Origin of the sequence: Pseudoalteromonas sp. XMcav2-N, assembly GCF_024124545.1 — a bacterium.
Lineage (GTDB): Bacteria > Pseudomonadota > Gammaproteobacteria > Enterobacterales > Alteromonadaceae > Pseudoalteromonas.
On sequence record NZ_JAMXSF010000008.1, the window covers coordinates 206502 to 220291 of the forward strand.

13 protein-coding genes are annotated in these 13790 nt (G+C 49.9%); 7 read left to right on the forward strand and 6 right to left on the reverse strand.

What is annotated here, in order from left to right:
• Nucleotides 1-279: 279 nt before the first annotated feature.
• The 6 genes from yegQ (at nt 280) to NH568_RS12725 (ending at nt 6522) form a co-directional block, all read left to right on the forward strand.
• On the forward strand, nt 280-1638 hold the full coding sequence (yegQ, locus tag NH568_RS12700) for a tRNA 5-hydroxyuridine modification protein YegQ (protein WP_253047914.1): 1359 nt from the start codon (nt 280-282) through the stop codon (nt 1636-1638).
• A gap of 24 nt (nt 1639-1662) precedes the next feature.
• Nucleotides 1663-1914: a YfhL family 4Fe-4S dicluster ferredoxin gene (locus NH568_RS12705; protein ID WP_046005076.1), complete on the forward strand. Its 252-nt coding sequence runs from the start codon at nt 1663-1665 to the stop codon at nt 1912-1914.
• 531 nt (nt 1915-2445) lie between these two features.
• Nucleotides 2446-2763 carry an EAL domain-containing protein gene (locus tag NH568_RS12710; protein ID WP_349287993.1) on the forward strand — a complete coding sequence of 106 codons (318 nt, stop codon included), beginning with the start codon at nt 2446-2448 and terminating at the stop codon, nt 2761-2763.
• Nucleotides 2764-2837: 74 nt separating this feature from the next.
• A complete protein-coding gene (locus NH568_RS12715; RefSeq protein WP_253047916.1) occupies nt 2838-4118 on the forward strand; it encodes a GGDEF domain-containing protein in 1281 nt (426 codons plus the stop codon).
• A 274-nt stretch (nt 4119-4392) separates the two neighbouring features.
• Nucleotides 4393-5565 carry a M23 family metallopeptidase gene (locus NH568_RS12720; RefSeq protein WP_253047918.1) on the forward strand — a complete coding sequence of 391 codons (1173 nt, stop codon included), beginning with the start codon at nt 4393-4395 and terminating at the stop codon, nt 5563-5565.
• Nucleotides 5566-5823: 258 nt separating this feature from the next.
• On the forward strand, nt 5824-6522 hold the full coding sequence (locus tag NH568_RS12725) for a response regulator transcription factor (protein WP_054016008.1): 699 nt from the start codon (nt 5824-5826) through the stop codon (nt 6520-6522).
• On the opposite strand, the gene NH568_RS12730 is transcribed toward NH568_RS12725, so the two are convergent.
• The 4 genes from NH568_RS12730 to NH568_RS12745 are packed head-to-tail and all read right to left on the reverse strand — an operon-like array spanning nt 6519 to nt 9683.
• A complete protein-coding gene (locus NH568_RS12730; RefSeq protein WP_253047920.1) occupies nt 6519-7304 on the reverse strand; it encodes a CsgG/HfaB family protein in 786 nt (261 codons plus the stop codon). The two genes, NH568_RS12725 and NH568_RS12730, sit on opposite strands and share 4 nt — an antisense overlap.
• Nucleotides 7304-7720, reverse strand: coding sequence for a curli assembly protein CsgF (locus tag NH568_RS12735; protein WP_138544679.1), 417 nt, complete (start codon nt 7718-7720; stop codon nt 7304-7306). Before NH568_RS12735 ends, NH568_RS12730 begins: the two co-directional genes overlap by 1 nt.
• Before the next feature lie 2 nt (nt 7721-7722).
• The gene (locus NH568_RS12740; protein WP_253047922.1) at nt 7723-8115 is read right to left on the reverse strand and encodes a curli production assembly/transport protein CsgE; all 393 of its coding nucleotides are present in this window, start codon (nt 8113-8115) and stop codon (nt 7723-7725) included.
• Between the two features lie 47 nt (nt 8116-8162).
• Nucleotides 8163-9683: a curlin gene (locus NH568_RS12745; RefSeq protein ID WP_253047924.1), complete on the reverse strand. Its 1521-nt coding sequence runs from the start codon at nt 9681-9683 to the stop codon at nt 8163-8165.
• 711 nt (nt 9684-10394) lie between these two features.
• Between NH568_RS12745 and NH568_RS12750 the strand changes: the two genes are divergently transcribed.
• Nucleotides 10395-12896, forward strand: a complete 2502-nt coding sequence (locus tag NH568_RS12750; RefSeq protein WP_253047926.1) for a S8 family serine peptidase — start codon at nt 10395-10397, stop codon at nt 12894-12896.
• A gap of 98 nt (nt 12897-12994) precedes the next feature.
• Here the strand turns inward: NH568_RS12750 and NH568_RS12755 are convergent, their stop codons facing one another.
• Both NH568_RS12755 and NH568_RS12760 read right to left on the reverse strand, forming a co-directional pair.
• On the reverse strand, nt 12995-13282 hold the full coding sequence (locus tag NH568_RS12755; protein WP_253047928.1) for a hypothetical protein: 288 nt from the start codon (nt 13280-13282) through the stop codon (nt 12995-12997).
• A 98-nt stretch (nt 13283-13380) separates the two neighbouring features.
• The gene (locus tag NH568_RS12760; RefSeq protein ID WP_253047930.1) at nt 13381-13782 is read right to left on the reverse strand and encodes a VOC family protein; all 402 of its coding nucleotides are present in this window, start codon (nt 13780-13782) and stop codon (nt 13381-13383) included.
• Between the last annotated feature and the right edge of the window lie 8 nt (nt 13783-13790).

Consider the following 13790-nt stretch of genomic DNA (forward strand, 5'->3'; position numbering starts at 1 on the left):
GGGCGCGAATTATACGCGTTTTAGATGTAAAAACCTACTATTTCCGTCCCGTGATGATTTTGTGTGAAACGCAACCTGCCATTACAGCATCTGATTCAGCTATCCCGCAGATCCGGGAAAACCTGATCCAGGTCAAATCATTCTGATAAACCTTGCCCTATACTGCGCCGCTTTTTGATTTAACCCAATCGTCCGGCCCACTGCGATGCGAGGCGCACAGGCGATTGATTTACCCCAACAGCTGACCCGTAATCAGTTCAATGTATGAGGTTTTTTGAGATGTTTGTACCTGAGCTCCTTTCACCCGCCGGTAGTTTAAAGAATATGCGTTACGCTTTTGCGTACGGTGCCGATGCCGTGTACGCCGGCCAACCGCGCTACAGCCTGCGCGTGCGCAACAATGAATTCGACCTGGCCAACCTCGAAATTGGCATTAACGAAGCCCACCAGCAAAATAAAAAGCTGTATGTGGTCTCTAACATTGCGCCGCACAACGGCAAGGTCAAAACTTACCTGCGCGATATTGAGCCGGTTATTACCATGCAACCGGACGCGCTGATCATGTCCGACCCGGGCCTAATCATGCTGGTACGTGAAAAGTGGCCCGATATGCCCATTCACCTGTCCGTTCAGGCCAACGCCGTCAACTATGCCGCCGTACAATTCTGGGCAAAACAGGGGATCGAGCGGGTGATCCTGTCGCGGGAGCTGTCGCTGGAAGAAATTGCCGAGATCCGCACTTTGTGCCCGGATACCGAGCTGGAAGTGTTCGTGCATGGTGCGCTGTGTATGGCCTACTCAGGGCGCTGTCTGCTCTCTGGCTACATCAATAAGCGCGACCCGAACCAGGGCACCTGTACCAATGCCTGTCGCTGGAGCTACGACGTTAAGCCGGGAGAAGAAAATGCCACAGGCGATGTGGTGCACAAAATTGACCCGCAACAGGTGATCCCAACGCTCGGCGACGGACAACCGACCGATCAGGTGTTTATGCTTGAAGAACAAGGCCGCCCGGGTGAGTATATGCCGGCCTTTGAAGATGAGCATGGCACTTACATTATGAATTCCAAAGACCTGCGTGCCGTACAATACGTGGATCAGATAACCAAAATGGGCGTGCACAGCCTGAAAATTGAAGGCCGGACTAAGTCTTTTTACTATGTTGCCAGAACCGCGCAGGTTTATCGCCGTGCTATTGACGATGCCGTCGCCGGTAAACCGTTCGACCCGTCACTGATGCGAACGCTGGAAAATCTGGCGCACCGAGGCTACACCGAAGGCTTCCTCAAGCGCCATGCCCATCAGGAATACCAGAACTACGACTATGGCCACTCAGTGTCTGATCAGCAGCAGTTTGTTGGCGAGATCCTGGGACGCCACGACAATGGTTTGGTGGAAATTGACGTTAAAAACAAGTTCTGTACTGGTCACAGCCTGGAGCTGATGACCCCACAGGGCAATATCAGCTTTACCCTTGAGCACATGGAAAACAAAAAAGGCGAGCAGATCAGCGATGCAAAGGGCTCGGGCCATATTGTGAAGATCCCACTGCCCGAAGACATTGACCTGAGCCACGCTATTTTGATGCGTAACCTGGGTGCACAGGAAGACACCCGTAATCCGTTTAAAAAAGCCTGAACCGGCCAGAGCGGAGCTTAAACCATGGCGTTACTGATCAACAGTAAATGTATTAACTGCGATATGTGCGACCCGGAATGCCCCAACCAGGCAATCTATATGGGTGAGAAAATCTATGAGATAGACCCGGATAAATGCACAGAATGTGTCGGACACTACGACCAGCCGACCTGTGTCAGTGTCTGTCCGATTGACTGTATTAAACCGGACCCTGCACACCGCGAGAGCCTGGATACGCTGGCCGAAAAGTTTCTCAAACTCACAGGCCAAAGCTAGTCTCTGTTTAAAGCGCCCACGGGCGCTTTTTCTTTTTATTATTATTCTGATACCAGCCCAGCAAAGTAAATCCAGACTCAGCCCCTCAACGCATCATTTCCTTGTAAACCTGCACACTGTTCGATTGCAAAACCCATAGGCTGTGCCAGACTTGTTAAGGCGGCTAAATTTTGAACAGGGAGTCTCTATGCCTATGAAGCACTAGTCAGAGGCACACAGGGGCAGTCGGCAGGGCAAGTACTCGCTCAGGTCACAGAAGACAGCAAATATTATTTCGACCAGTTGTGCCGTACTACTGCCATTGAGATGATGGCTGGTCTCAGCGACTCAGCCAAGCTCTCCATCAACTTTTTACCCAACGCCATTTATGACCCCCAAACCTGCTTGCGCAAAACCCTCGAAGCCGCCGATAATTTCAACCTGGCAAAGGAACGTATTATTTTTGAGGTCTCTGAACAGAGAACACCTCACTGACCATGAAAAGCTCATCGATATCGCCAATACGTATAACAAAAACGGCTTCAAGGTTGCATTGGACGATTTTGGCGCAGGCTATGCGGCATTGAAGTACTGCACCGCTTTCAGCCCAATATCATCAAGCTCGATATTTCACTGGTTAGCGGCATTGCAAAGGACCCGGTCAAACAAGCCATCGTGGATGGCATATGCCTGATGGCTCGCCGACTAAATATCGACCTGGTGGTCGAAGGCGTCGAAACTCTGGCGGACTACCAGTGCCTGTGCGATTTAGGGGTGTATCTGATGCAGGGCTATTTATTCGCCAAACCCGTGATTGCAACTTTGCCGACCCCCAGCTTTCCCACGGAGCTAGCAGAGCACGCCGAGTAAGGACCCCCCATGGAATCCAACAGTTTTGAGTCATTTTTTCATGATGCCTATATGCCACACGGGCACTGTTATTTATGGCAACCCCACCTGCTGTGGGGCAATGTTATTTCGGATTTACTCATTGCCACCGCTTACTTCTCTATCCCCATTGCCATTATGATATTTGCCAAAAACGGCCTGATGTTGGCGGACACTGGCTGTTTGTGTTGTTTTCAAGCTTTATCTTGCTGTGTGGACTGACTCATTTGGTAGGGATTTACACAGTCTGGCAAGGTGCCTATGGCTTGCATGCTCTGGCCAAAATGGCCACCGCTCTGGTCTCTATCACCACAGCGGTGTACATGTTCCGCCTTATTCCCAGCGCCATTGCCATTCCCACCCCAAATCAATTTCAGGGGGTGTCCCGCAAGCTCGACAAGGTCACACAAGAAAAACATCAGCTGGACTCAAAACTGGCTGAGCATGAGTTAACCCACTTTATTCTCAACAGCCTGCCTGCCAGTATCGTGGTTCTCGATGAAACCTTTAAAATCACTCAGTGTAACCCGCACTTTCTTAAGGCCTTAGATCTTTGTGACACCCAACTCAATAGTCAGCCTCTGAGCGAGTGGATTGAATTTAGCGACCCCTTTACCACCATAGATACGCTGGCCCATAAGCTGAGCAATGCAGAATCAGCGGAGCTGTCAACTTTATGCCATGTTACGACACAAGCTAAGTCCACCATTCCAATGGAAATGAAGCTGGTTAAGGCCCAGTTTGAAGGACAAAGTGTGGTGCTAGCGCTGTTTAATAACCTGAGCACGCTTAAAAACACCGAACGAGCACTCAAAGAGTCTGATAAAAAAATGCGCCGGGCCATCAATGCCACCGCTGATGGCATCTGGGAGTGGAATGTTGTCACTGGTGAGGTCAGTTACTCGCCTCGCCTGATGGCAATGATAGGCAAAGCCAATATAGAGCATCCTGGCTATGAGGACTGGTTTGAACATATTCACCCTGAGCACCGCCAGCTGCTTGCGTCTAAACTCAAAATGTACAAACGCAGCTCAGATTTTGTGGCGCGCTATGGCGGCGATGAATTTGTGGTGATTGCCCCCAACATAGACAACCCGGGCCAGCTGGAACTATTTACCCGTTACAAGCATAACCTGCTGACCGACAATTACTGCCTGCAAGATCAGCAAGGCAATATGCGCGAAGTCACACTGGATCTCAGTATCGGTGCCGTGCTGTTTCCGGATCATGGTGATGGACCAACTGAATTATTGAGTTGTGCAGATAAAACTATGTACCAGGCCAAAACTCAGTCATTGCCCTTTCTGTTGGCCGAGCCAAAGCGTAACTCAGCGTAATCTCAGGGCCTGATGGCCAGTGCCCCATCAGGCCTGTCTGCAATCATATTACTGTACTTATTAGCCCTTCTGAAACACCAGACGTTCGCCCGGTTTAAACCCGGTTCAACGTCCTTTGTTGTGATACCAGTCGTCAGCCTAATTGCAAACTAAAATGAAACAAAAATGTAAACATTAAGAAACAAAAACAAATTACAGAGTAAAAACTCAAATTATACATTTATTCAACAAAAGGATATACCTGATCATGAACTCACCTTAATGAGGATACAACATGAAAACACTACACTACGCCGCGCTGGCACTAGGGCTCAGCGGCACGCAGATACATGCACAGGGCCAGCACCATGATGCCGCGGCTTATCAGCTACCTGAAGATACACTGACGCAACATGCGATTTCTCTGCTGCTCAACATTGACCCACAACACTTTCTGTTCAGTAACCCACTACAACAAACAGACTGGGAATCCCTGCTTGCAAGTCATGCTGCCCACCTGTTACCTCAGCTTGAAACCCTGCTGCACTGGGCTGGCCATGCCAGCATTAACCCTAAGCTGTTATTAGCGCTGATGGAACAACAGAGTCAGCTACTCACCGCGCCCTCAGCCAAAGCGTTCGAACAGCCATTTGGCTCGCTGGTGTCACAATCAGGATTTTCGGCGCAACTGGCAGCAATCACCACAGCCCTGTCGCAACGCTATTACGCTTTTGAACAGCAGCAGGGTCAGCAGTCAGACGTGTTACATCACACACTCAGCCATGCCCGCTCAGTCAGCCCGGCAACGTTTGCCCTGCACACACTACTGGGCGATCAAGGTAACGTTGCCAAAGTAGCCAGACACTTCCAGCAGCTGTTCGGCGATGCTCTCCTTAACCCACAAGCACACTTACAGACCTCCAATACAGAGTCCGTGACGATTAAGAACAATTTTTATCTTAACTTTCCCTGGCCCTCTGGCTATGCCTGGTACAGTGGTGGCGCACACTCTAATACCGGCTCTGGTTACCCCTATTCATCGCTGGACTTTAATAACAACTCAGGCGGTTGGGGGTCGAATACGCCCTGGGTCCAGGCAGCCCACGGCGGAACCGTAACCCGCTACTCACGCTGTAATATCCGCGTTACACATCCCAGCGGTTACGCTACTCAGTATTATCATATGGACGCCTTGCAATATCAGACAGGGGACGTGATTGATGCAGGTGCCTGGCTGGGTCGCTATGCCAATGACTACAACACAGCGCTGTGTCAGGGTGGCCAATCCAGTGGGCCACACCTGCATTTTTCATTGCTTTATAATGGTCGTTTCGTGTCTCTTCACAATACTTATATCAGCGGCTACCGGGTGGATGTGGGTAACTATAATTACGACGACAACTGCAATCGCTTTTACTTTGAACGCAATGGCTATCGCACCTGTGCATGGCGAGCTCTCTACCGATAAATATCCTACCAACCGAGGTGGTCAGGCCAGCAACCTGGCCACCTGCTTACGACTCCCCTGTGAGTAACAGCTAATGCAGCAGGTCCAGCTCTTACGCACTACCTGACCAATTCTCCGTCACCTTACCTGCGATCAGGTGGAATGTTCCAATACAAGATACGGCTCCGGTCAGTTCCAAAAATTGAAAATAAGTACTAAACATCCTGTAAAAAATATGTATATTTAAGTTAATGGAACAACAAAAGGACAGTCGAGAAAATGATGTATTCAGACAACCAAACGCGTGGTGCTCTGTTCGTCCTGACAGACCAAAAGACCAACACGCTAAGTCAGGATTTCCTCATGTTTGTCAAAATGCTTGAGGCTTGCGGTAACAATATCAAGGTCGATACCCGCCTGCCCGTCACTGAGCAACGATCACAATACCAGCTGTTTCTGGTCGATGTCAGTCATCGCGAATGTCGCGATTTACTCAGCGCACAGCTCAGGGCGTTGGCACAACATCACAGCGTCTTGTTATTCAATGCCTGCCCGGATACTCTGAACGAACAAACCGCCCTACTCGCCAATGTTAAAGGTGTACTCTATCAGGGCGCTTCTCCCGAAAGTCAGTTTAAGGGCATCCAGCGCGTACTCGGTGGTGAACTCTGGTTCGGCAGAGGCGCGATTTCACTGGCATTCAGCGCTCTGATGCAGCGCCTGCCGCAAACTTTGCCAGCACTGTCGGACGAGCAGCGTGATATTACCCTGGCCTCGCTCACCAAACGCGAAAAATCCGTGATCCGGCTACTGGCCGATGGTGCCAAAAACGACGACATTGCCGACTCTCTGAATATCAGCAGTCACACTGTTAAAACCCACATATACAGCGCGTTTAAAAAGACCAACTCACGCAACCGAATTGAGCTGGCCAACTGGGCCCAGCAACATATTCCATTTGGCGGGCTGGCCAATTAACCAGCCTGCGGCTGTGTGGATTTTGCCGCCCAGACCCCTTTTTCGAGGCCCTGATGGACCAGCAACGTCAGGGCTTTTTCTATCGCCTGGGTAACACATATGTGCATAGGCTCATTTTCACTGTATCCGGCTTCTGCCTCTGCGAGCCGTTTATAACTCACGTAGCGGAAAAACCCCGCACGCATTTCTTTAGACAATACTTTTTTACTGGTGGCGACCGACAATAAGACTTGTCCGGTACGAACATCGACCGCGCGCAGATAAATACTGATGGTGTCCTCACGGTACAATTCGGAGGCGCCAATACCGAAGTATTCCATTCCCATCCCACCCGTTTTTATATTGGCGTCGTAGCTGATGATCCCCCCTTCAAAGATCAGCTTGGCGTGGGTTAACGGCGGCAGACTGTTGGCGTTATCTTTATCCTGCATCGCGGCCCGGGTGATCTTACGCTCGGTCAGCAGGTTTTGCAGTCCCTCACGCTCAATAGGAATAAACCAGTCGGTTTCGTGCAGCGCCTGCATCAGGATCGAGTTGGCTCCCTGGGTCACCGCCGTCGAAAACGAACTGACATTTTCCTGAGGCTTATATTGCCCTGTTTGGTCACGAAACGAATACACAGAAACCGGGATAGGTCCGCGCGGCGCTGGCAATGCCTTCAATTCACTGAACACCTCAGTGGCTGCCAGCGGCTCGGCCTTTACTGTGGGCGGAGGCAGTACGGGCAGAGCGCTACAGGCGCTCAGCAGTAATATCACACAGGTAATACTCAAATACTTCATTAACCAAACCTCGGTACTTCCAGCGTCGTAATATCTCCCGTAAGGGTGTTTGTGATCTGCACCGTAATGGAATCCGGTGTGCTGGTGATCACCTGTATTTCGTAATCACCACTCATAAAGGTCGAGTCTTTATCAAAAATACTGTCCTCGACCTCATCGCCAAATGCGGTGGATGTGATTTCCCGCACCATGCGATTCAGGTAGGTCCGCTCCAGCGATTCCTGAAAGCGGTCGCCGTAGGACTTTTCAATCACAGGTGCGCGATGCTTATTTTGTGCCTGTGCTTTGTTTAGCAGCATATTGGCATTGAGAGGGTTACCGCCAAATGACGGATTAATGGGCTTGTAAACCAATTCAGTGGCATGCAGTGACAAACTGCATAACGCCCCAAAGCAGCATATTATTGTTGTTTTCATTGTTACCACCCGCTTGTTGCTAAATCTGGAGAGTGTTGCTGATGCTGTGCACTGGCCATGGCGTCCATAATGGCAAACAAAGCTGCCTCAACGCGCGACTTAAGTGGCCCACCACGACGCCCCATGGCTGTGGCATACACCAGCTGGTTGTTCATAAATACCTGTAACCGGGTGCCAGCGCGCGGCAGTACGGTTTCTTTAATGGTGATATTCACACCTGCTGTCGCCGGTACATCGCGCCACAGCTGTGAAAAATCAAAATAAAACTGATAGCCAAAACGGCTAATACTCTGATCAATGACCAGCCCGCCCAGTTCGACCTCTTCGTCGGCTCCCTGGCTATACGGGGTAAAGCTCAAAAGCCAGACACCCAAAATAAATAGGTAAATCTTCATGGTGTTAAACCTGGTCACAAAGCCATCCGGCTTTGTGACCAATTTGCTTACTGCTGAGTCACAGTCGCGACATTGTAGTCACCGACCTGCGTGATGTTGATAGTCTGGCCACTGCCATTAACCCCACCCTCAACCAGGTTGCCAAAGCCGTCCTGATTAATCTGGATGTTGTTATCGCTGCCATTCACAACGAATGCACCAGAACCCACACCAGCAACAAAGTTAGCGCCGCCGGTTTGTTCAATCGCAATGTCGTTACCATTTCCTTCAAGCATCAAATCGATAGCATTGAGCTCGCCATTTTGGACCAGATCAAGCTGATTTAACCCACTTTCAGTCACAGACGCCAGCGTAACTGACACGCCATTGCTGTCACCTGTTTGCGCAACATTTAGCATATTATTATTGCTGGTCAGTGAGTTATCAGGATGCGATGACTGCAGCACAACCTCATTGTTATCACCATTTTGGATAACACCGACTTCACTGCCATTGCTATTAAATTTCGCAATGTGTAGCTGGTTGTTGTCACCTAGTTGCAAGGTGCTGTATTCATTGTCATTGCCCGCAGCGCCCAGATATGCCTGGTTATCGTTACCACGCTGCTGCGCGTCAAAGTCGTTGTCATTGCCAACCACATCGAACGTTGTCTGGTTGTTGTCACCCAGCTGTGCCACCGTGACATAGTTACTATCACCGCCAAACAGGGTCGACGTCATGCGGTTATCATTGCCTTCCTGCTCCAGATCAATGCGGTTACTTTCACCTTGCAGTTCGGCCATTTCAACTCGGTTACCATCACCAGCGCTTTGTTCTGCCTGTAACTCGTTATCATTGCCGGCTAGCGTATCAATGGTAAACTTGTTGTAGTTACCTTCCTGAGACAAGCTCAGATCGTTGTCGTTGCCCTGCAGACTCGCCAGATTTAGTTCGTTGTAGGTTCCGTTCTGGTCAACCTCGATGCTGTTCTGATCGCCCTGTACACGGTCAATATTCACTTCACCCCAGGTCCCTTGCTGAACAGCCGTCACCTGGTTATTGTTACCCTGCATGTCGGTATTATAGAACCAATGACCGCCACTGCTTTGTTCAACATGAATACGGTTACCGTCACCATTTATGGTATTGGTGACTTCGTTGTTGATCCCCAGGTAACCAACGCCACGCTGAGTGATGTTCAGGTTGTTATCGTTACCATTGAGCTCAGTCAGTGCACCATTTTGTTCACCATCTTGGCTGTATTCCTGCGTATTGCCATCGCCCGCAGCGGTTACTTTGGTCAGATTGCCTGTACCAGCTTGCGCAACCGTGGTGATATTGCCATCCCCCGCAATTGACACTTCGCTGACGTTCGACTCACCTTCTTGTGAACTGGTGAGTACATTGCCCGCACCATTATCAGAACGCTGGGTTACCGTCAGCGTATTTCCCGTATTATCAATCTGGATCAGCTGTGCCAACTCAGACGTTGAAGCTGCTTTTGCCTCTGTGTCGGCAGCCTGTGCAACGCTGACACCAGATAATGCCAATGCAATTGCACAGCAGGTCAGTGATTTTGAAAATTTCACCTGGTTCTCCTTAGAGTTATTAATCGTTATTTTGCAATTTCCTTCAACTCGCATTGCTTGCCTGTTGGTTTAGAACGTATCGTCTTAACGGAGGTTGCCGGCTCCTAACGTACGCTGAAACAGACGCAATACACTGTTAACCCGGGTTATCTTCAGCTTCGCTCACAAAGACCGTCGTCCGTCACCGGATACCGTCAATGAGCGGGGCCGCGTTCATACTCGCTTAGTCATCAAAGCCTGAGTCCGGTGCTCAGCGTCTGGCTGAGCAGTGTTTGCACGTTTTTTCGAACTCATGTAGCCACTCTAGAGTGCTGTGTTAGTAAGGGAAATTAGAAATAATTTGGATTCTATTAATTATATAAAATTCATGTAGTTAAAATAAAAACCGCCAATTTACCTATATTAGTACGAGACAATCTCACAAAATAGTATGAGTCAAAGAATAATCAGTTCAGGACCGCAAAGCTCACAAAAAAGCATGAATAATACCCTATCAAAACCAGCTAAATGCCAAAAAAGCAGTATTTTAACGACTTTTTTACATATTGAAATTGCATCCGTAATTCAGGCTGTTTTAGCGTGAGCTGAGTTGCCAAACCGAGTTATCGACCGTCGGCCTGAGGGCTTGGCGGATCACACATCATGCCCACTTAGTCGAGCACACACCATGACGTCATGGTTAACAAACCAACTTACTATCTAGGACAAATGATGAAATTAAAATTTTCTGCCTTAACACTGGCATTACTGCCACTTTTCAGCGGTGCAGCTCAAGCTGCGCTACAGATCACAGCAACAGAAAAAACCAATGACAACAGCGTCATCGTGGTATTCAAAAAAGAGGCATCCAGTGCGTTGCGAGCTCAGGCTCGTAGCCTGGTAAAAGCGCGTATCTCAGATAACAACGCCGACGAAGTAGATGATCGTTATAAGCATGTCCTGTCAGGCCGTCTTGCCAACTTCAAACTGGATGGGATCAGCAGCAAAGAGGCCATTGCCAAACTGGCTAAACACCCGGCAGTAGAATATGTCGAGCCAGACTATCAGGTAAAAGCACTGGGTATTCCTGACGATGCGCGTTTTGGCGAGCTATGGGGTTTGCATAACACAGGACAAACTGGCGGTGTGGACGATGCCGACATCGATGCACCTGAAGCCTGGGATATCAGCATCGGGTCACGAGATGTGATTGTCGGGGTTATCGACACCGGTGTGGACTACACGCACCCGGACCTGGTGGCAAACATGTGGCAAAACCCGGGTGAGATCGCAGGCGATGGCATCGACAATGATAACAACGGTTTTGTTGATGATGTTTACGGTGTCAATACCATCACAGGGTCAGGCGATCCTATGGATGATCAGGGCCATGGTACGCACGTATCGGGCACTATAGGCGCAACGGGTAACGATGCCACCGGTGTAGTGGGCGTAAACCATGAAGTATCGATTGTGGGCTGTAAGTTCTTAGACTCTTCAGGTAGTGGTTCAACCGCAGACGCCATCGAGTGTATTGATTACATGGTATCTCTGAAACAGGCTGGCCATAACGTTCGCGTTCTGAATAACAGCTGGGGGGGCGGCGGTTTCAGCCAGGCGCTATCGGATGCAATCACAGCCAGTGAAAATGCAGACATCCTGTTTGTGGCAGCAGCCGGTAACGGCGCGGTCGACAACGACAGCAACCCACACTACCCTTCAAGCTATGAGCATGACAGCGTATTCTCTATCGCCTCAACCACAGACAATGACACTATGTCGTCTTTCTCGCAATGGGGTCTGACTTCTGTTGACATGGGTGCACCGGGTAGCGCGATTCTGTCAACTGTGCCGGGCGGTGGCTACAGTAGCTTCTCTGGTACTTCGATGGCAACTCCGCACGTCGCAGGTGCCGCGGCGCTGGTATTGTCGATTGACCCTACACTGGATACTCTGTCGCTGAAAAACCTGCTGATGCAAAGTGGTGATGCAAATGCAGACCTGGACGGCAAAACCGTTGCAGGCACACGTCTGAATGCACATCAGGCGCTACTTGATGCCGATCCGACACCGGGCTTCAGAGTCGGTGTCACACCTGGTACCCAAGAGATCACAGCGGGCGATACGGCCAGCTATGAGTTCAATTTCACCTCAGTTGCTGACTGGCAGGGTGACATCGCGCTGACGCTAGACAGCGCATTGCCGGGTGCTGTTCTGTCACAAAGCACAGTTACTCCGGGTAACACTGTGACTCTGACTGTCCCCACTACAGCAGATACTCAGTGGGGCGATTACAGCTTCACCGTCAACGCCACATCTGGCGATTTGGCTGAAAGTAAAACGGTTAGCCTGTCTGTATTGCCGCAGGGCCTGAGCGACTTCAGCTATGACAACACAACGGCTGTGGATATTCCTGATAACGACGCTAATGGCATCAGCTCAGTAATCACCGTTGCTGATGACATCACGATTTTCGGCAGCAGCACGCTGGTGGACATTACTCACACCTATATTGGCGATCTGCTGGTCACCCTGACATCTCCGGCAGGTACCTCAGTGACGCTACATAACCGTGCTGGTGGCAGCGCTGATAACCTGGTTGATACATTCAACTCTGCGGCCTTCAATGGTGAAACGGCACGTGGTGACTGGACGCTAAACGTGTCTGATAACGCGGGTGTGGATACCGGTACACTGAATAACTGGACCCTGACACTCACAGGCCTTGGCGAAGTTTCTGCGCAGCCTCCGGTCGCAGGCTTCAGCTTCGAAAAAGACGGTCTGAGCGTGGTCTTTACTGACAGCAGTACCGATGCCAATAACGATATCGTCAGCTGGCAATGGGACTTCGGAGATGGTAACAGCAGCAGCGAAGCGAGCCCGACACATGTCTATACCGCGTCTGGTACTTACTCTGCTACCCTCACTGTGACTGACAGTGAAGGCAACAGCAACAGTACGACGCAGGAAGTGACTGTCAGCTCTGATGATATTGCGCTGGAAGTGGTACGCACTAACAAGTCACGCCTTGGCTTCTACCGCGTGTCATTGTCATGGTCTGGAAGCAGCGCTGACCAGGTCGATATTTACCGCGACGGTGCACTACTTCGTACCGTGAACAACTCAGGTCAGTTCCGTGATTTCGGCCGTGACCCGGCGGTTACCGGCTTCACCTACAAGATCTGTCAGGCAAGTGACATCTGTTCGAACGAAGTGAGTGTGAGTTTTGATTAACTTCATTCCAGTAACCTGGTTTGATTAATCTCGCTTGATAAACGTCATTCGAGTAAATCACGACAGGGCCGCATATTAATGCGGCCCTGTTTATATTGTTATTGTCTGCAGGTTTGTTTGATGATGTTTATTTGTCTGGCAATTTCTTTGTCGTTTTTATCGCCTTTGGCCACCGCCAGATCAACCTTTGCATTGTTGCATTTATCTCTGAGCTCCTTATCCATCAGGTATACCTGATCCTGTTGTGCCTGAGCCAGGCCATCGACCCCATTGTATTCCTGACGCTCCTCGGGAGCCTTGTCTTTCTCATACGGCGCGGGCTGAGATACCTGACAACCGCCCAGTGCCAGCAAGCACAGCCCTAAGAATACACTTTGTTTTTTCATATTATTACTTCCTGATATGACGAGATCCCGATGGTATCATACGGATTTAAAAAAGGAACAATCTGATACTCAGCGTCTCGTCACGCATTCGCATTTTACTAATCCGGCATTTCATATAGTTCCAGGGGTAAGCCATCAGGATCAGCAAAAAAGCAAAACCGTTGCTGGGTATAGGGATCAACCCGGATAGATTCACAGCTCACCTCTTGAGCAAGCAACGCATTGCGTGCCGCCTCTATGTCGGTGACTGACAACGCAAGATGACGCAATCCCTGAGCTTCAGGGTAACTGGGCCGCGCAGGTGCAGAGGCAAAGTGAAACAATTCAATCTGAGTGCCGTCGGGCAGTGACAGATCCAGCTTATAACTCTCACGTCCTGGCTGATAATGTTCGGCGACGACTCGACAGCCAATAATATCGGTATAAAAAGCTTTAGATGTCTCATAATCTGAGCAAATAATCGCGACATGGTGAACACGCGTAATAAAATTAGCAAGCATAGGTGATT

Coding starts and splice junctions, on each gene's coding strand:
- yegQ (WP_253047914.1), top strand. CDS start 280: ATGTTTGTACCTGAGCTCCTTTCACCCGCCGGTAGTTTAAAGAATATG.
- NH568_RS12705 (WP_046005076.1), top strand. CDS start 1,663: ATGGCGTTACTGATCAACAGTAAATGTATTAACTGCGATATGTGCGAC.
- NH568_RS12715 (WP_253047916.1), top strand. CDS start 2,838: ATGGCAACCCCACCTGCTGTGGGGCAATGTTATTTCGGATTTACTCAT.
- NH568_RS12720 (WP_253047918.1), top strand. CDS start 4,393: ATGAAAACACTACACTACGCCGCGCTGGCACTAGGGCTCAGCGGCACG.
- NH568_RS12725 (WP_054016008.1), top strand. CDS start 5,824: ATGATGTATTCAGACAACCAAACGCGTGGTGCTCTGTTCGTCCTGACA.
- NH568_RS12730 (WP_253047920.1), bottom strand. CDS start 7,304: ATGAAGTATTTGAGTATTACCTGTGTGATATTACTGCTGAGCGCCTGT.
- NH568_RS12735 (WP_138544679.1), bottom strand. CDS start 7,720: ATGAAAACAACAATAATATGCTGCTTTGGGGCGTTATGCAGTTTGTCA.
- NH568_RS12740 (WP_253047922.1), bottom strand. CDS start 8,115: ATGAAGATTTACCTATTTATTTTGGGTGTCTGGCTTTTGAGCTTTACC.
- NH568_RS12750 (WP_253047926.1), top strand. CDS start 10,395: ATGAAATTAAAATTTTCTGCCTTAACACTGGCATTACTGCCACTTTTC.
- NH568_RS12755 (WP_253047928.1), bottom strand. CDS start 13,282: ATGAAAAAACAAAGTGTATTCTTAGGGCTGTGCTTGCTGGCACTGGGC.
- NH568_RS12760 (WP_253047930.1), bottom strand. CDS start 13,782: ATGCTTGCTAATTTTATTACGCGTGTTCACCATGTCGCGATTATTTGC.